Genomic DNA, 2,829 nt, shown 5'->3' with positions numbered 1-2,829 from the left:
CAAGAGCCTCGGTCTGCGCGGCCGGCCGAACTACGTCACCCGGGAGTACGCCGGGCGCCACGGCGGCGAGTACCTCGACGCTGCGTGGTGCGACATGTCGATCACCTACTGGGCGCGGCACTCCGGGAACACGGCGGCCGTTCTGCCGGGCGGGGACAGGGCCTACACCGTGAGCCACGCCATGGACTTCAAGAACGCGGGCCGCTGGCACGAGGGCACCACGGCGAACGTCGACGCCGCAAAGCCCGGGGACATCGTGTTCTTCGACTGGGGCGCGACGAACAGCATCGGCGCCATCGACCACGTCGGGATCGTGGAGCGGGTGCTCGGCGGCGGCCGCGTGCAGACCATCGAGGGCAACACCGGCGACGCGTGCCTGCGCCGGGTGCGCAGCGCGAACGTCATCGCGGGCTACGGACGGCCCAACTACAGCGGCAGCGGGGAGTCCGCCGCCGAGAGCGAGGAGGACCCGTTGATCGGACTCAAGAGGGGCGACTCCGGGCAGCCGGTGAAGGCTCTGCAGGAGCTGTGCCGCGCCGCCGGGTTCAGCGCGAACATCGACAAGGCGGGCGGTACCGACGGCGAGTACGGCGCCGCCACGGCCGAGGACTTCCGCCTCGTCCGCAAGTCGGTCGGCAGCAAGGCCGCCAAGGGCTACGGCGACCAGGTCGACGGGTGGGGCTACTCGCAGCTCCTCGTCGCGGTCGCCCGCAAGCAGGGAGGGAAGTGAGCATGTCCGCACCCGTGGAAGCCAAGGTCAGGACGCAGAGCCTCTCGACGCTGATCGCGGCGTTCGTCACGGCCTGGGTGGTGGTGAAGGTCCCGGCGTTCGCCGGGCTCGCCGACGTCCTCCAGGCGCTCATCATCGGCGGGATCGCGACGGCGGTCGGTGCGGTGACGGGGTGGCTGACCAAGCACACGCCGCGCCCGTCCGCGCCGGTGCCGCCCGCGCCGCGCCTGTGATCGTGGAGCGGTAGGCCCCCCGAGCCGTTCCGCGCGAACGCCCCGCCCCCGGATCCGTCCGGGCGGCGGGGCGTTTCGCATTTGCGCAGGTCGATCAGGTTACGTAGGTGGGTAACCTGGGCCTTGCGCCGGTGAGCGGGGAAGGTTCATCGGCACGCGGACGCCCCCTGGTCTTCGGACCGGGGGGCGTTTCGTTTTGTCCGGAATGCCCGCTACCCTCGCGCGAACGCCCCCGCCCAATTCGGGTGGGCGGGGGCGCTACTTCACGAGGCCGTGCCACCGGGGCAGGCTTGTCGGCTGCCGTCCGGCTTCTGATGAGCCGGCGTCGGCTGGCCCGCCGGGGCGGACGTGGACTGTCCGCAGCTAGGGCAATTCGCCATGATGCGTTCACACCTCCTCTCTCTGCTGGAAGTCACCCCCCGAGCTCAGGTTGGCGCCCGCGGGAGCCAGGCTCCGGAACATGACGACGATGTCCGCGCCGTTGTGGAATCGCACGACGACGCAGTACGGCCGCGGCCCGGCGTCCGGCCGGACCGACTTCCGCTCGACCGCCCGGATCTCCCGGTTCCCCCCGTTGGCGATCAGCGCGGCGAGGTGCTCCTCGATCAGGCGCGTCGGTGTCCGGCCCGTGCTCGGCAGCTCCGGCAGCGTCTGCGCGGCGGGCGGCTCGCCGGTGACGATGGCCTCCTCACCGAGGTCGCCTGACGGCGGGGACGTCCGTCCGTGTTGCAGCGCGATCTGGGCGCCGCCGCGCAGGGTGATGACGTGGCCGTACTTCGGGTCGGTGATGCCCTCCGCCTCGAAGGTCCGCACGCCGGTGATGGCCGGGCTGCCGGTCAGTACTTCCTCGATCCAGGGCATCCACCTGGGCAGTCTCATCCCGCTCCTCTCGTCGCAACGTCGGGGTCACGGTACTGGAGGCCGCGGCCCCGGAGGCTTCCGCGCAGGCTCCGGGACCGCGACGAGGGTGGGGGCGGCGGTGGGATAACGGGGGTCACCGGGCGTCCCGCCGCCCCGGCTCATGAGTCGCCCGCGAGCAGCCCGACGAGGGCGACCTCCGCGCCGGTGACGTCGGTGGCCTGGGCGAGCGCGTCGCCCATGTGCGTCCAGAACCATTCGCGGTCCTCGTCCGTCGGCCGCGGCTCGACCGTGACCCGGACGGCGCGGGGCGTCCCGTCGGTGACCGCCGTGACGGTGACCTCAGGCGGGGTGACGCCGACCTTGTAGCCACGGACCTTCATGTGGCTGGCGAGCGCGGCGAGCTGCGGATGCAACTCCAGGCCGAGGAGCCGGGCGATCTTCAGCGCGACGTCGTCGACCGCGTCGAGCGGGCCAAGGAAGTTTCCGGAGTCCCAGATGAACTGCCCGCGGGACGCGCTGACCGTCCGGGCGATGCCGGTCCTGGTCCTGGTGACGATGCTGACGCTGTGGCGGATCGCGACGGCGCCGCGGTCCGCGAGGGCCTTGCTCAGTTCCAGGAGGGCGCGCTCGCTGTCGGCCTCGTCCTGCCGGAACAGCAGCGCGCGGAGCCCGGCGTAGGAGCCGGCGCCGAGGTGCGGTCCGTCGCCGTTGTCGCGGCGCGCCAGGTACGGCACGTCCGCCGTGGCGTCGCCTTCGACCGTCCAGCCGGGGAACTCGCTGCGCAGGGCGGCGACCCGTGCTTCGATGTCGTCTATCGCTGGCCTGGACTTGGGTACCTTGCTCACTAGCCGGACCTCGTTTCCGGTTAGGTCCCGGGTCCCGGTGTTCACCCACCGGCCGGGGCCGTCTGTGTCCTGAGACACATTCAGCTCCGCCCCAACACGCAGGGTCAACAAATTTGCAATAATTTGCAGCACGTGGCGTACTGACGTCATGACTCTCCAG

The 2,829-nt window shown here is 71.4% G+C and carries 4 protein-coding genes; 2 read left to right on the top strand and 2 right to left on the bottom strand.

Annotated elements, in window-relative coordinates; translation table 11 throughout:
* On the top strand, positions 1–730 hold a 730-nt coding region (locus VIU94_RS22490; RefSeq protein WP_331913657.1), incomplete at its 5' end, for a CHAP domain-containing protein.
* A gap of 2 nt (positions 731–732) precedes the next feature.
* Complete coding sequence (locus VIU94_RS22485; protein ID WP_331913656.1) at positions 733–963, top strand: hypothetical protein; 231 nt, start codon at positions 733–735, stop codon at positions 961–963.
* A 387-nt stretch (positions 964–1,350) separates the two neighbouring features.
* Here VIU94_RS22485 and VIU94_RS22480 read toward each other — a convergent pair whose 3' ends face one another.
* Together VIU94_RS22480 and VIU94_RS22475 are read right to left on the bottom strand one after the other, a co-directional pair.
* Complete coding sequence (locus tag VIU94_RS22480; RefSeq protein WP_331913655.1) at positions 1,351–1,842, bottom strand: hypothetical protein; 492 nt, start codon at positions 1,840–1,842, stop codon at positions 1,351–1,353.
* A 140-nt stretch (positions 1,843–1,982) separates the two neighbouring features.
* Positions 1,983–2,669 (bottom strand): hypothetical protein, encoded by a 687-nt coding sequence (locus VIU94_RS22475; RefSeq protein WP_331913654.1) that lies wholly within the window; start codon positions 2,667–2,669, stop codon positions 1,983–1,985.
* Between the last annotated feature and the right edge of the window lie 160 nt (positions 2,670–2,829).

The sequence above is a fragment of the Streptomyces sp. genome, assembly GCF_036566765.1.
Lineage (GTDB): Bacteria > Actinomycetota > Actinomycetes > Streptomycetales > Streptomycetaceae > Streptomyces.
The sequence above is the reverse complement of the archived record's forward strand: the minus strand, read 5'-3'. Positions and strand labels throughout refer to the sequence as shown.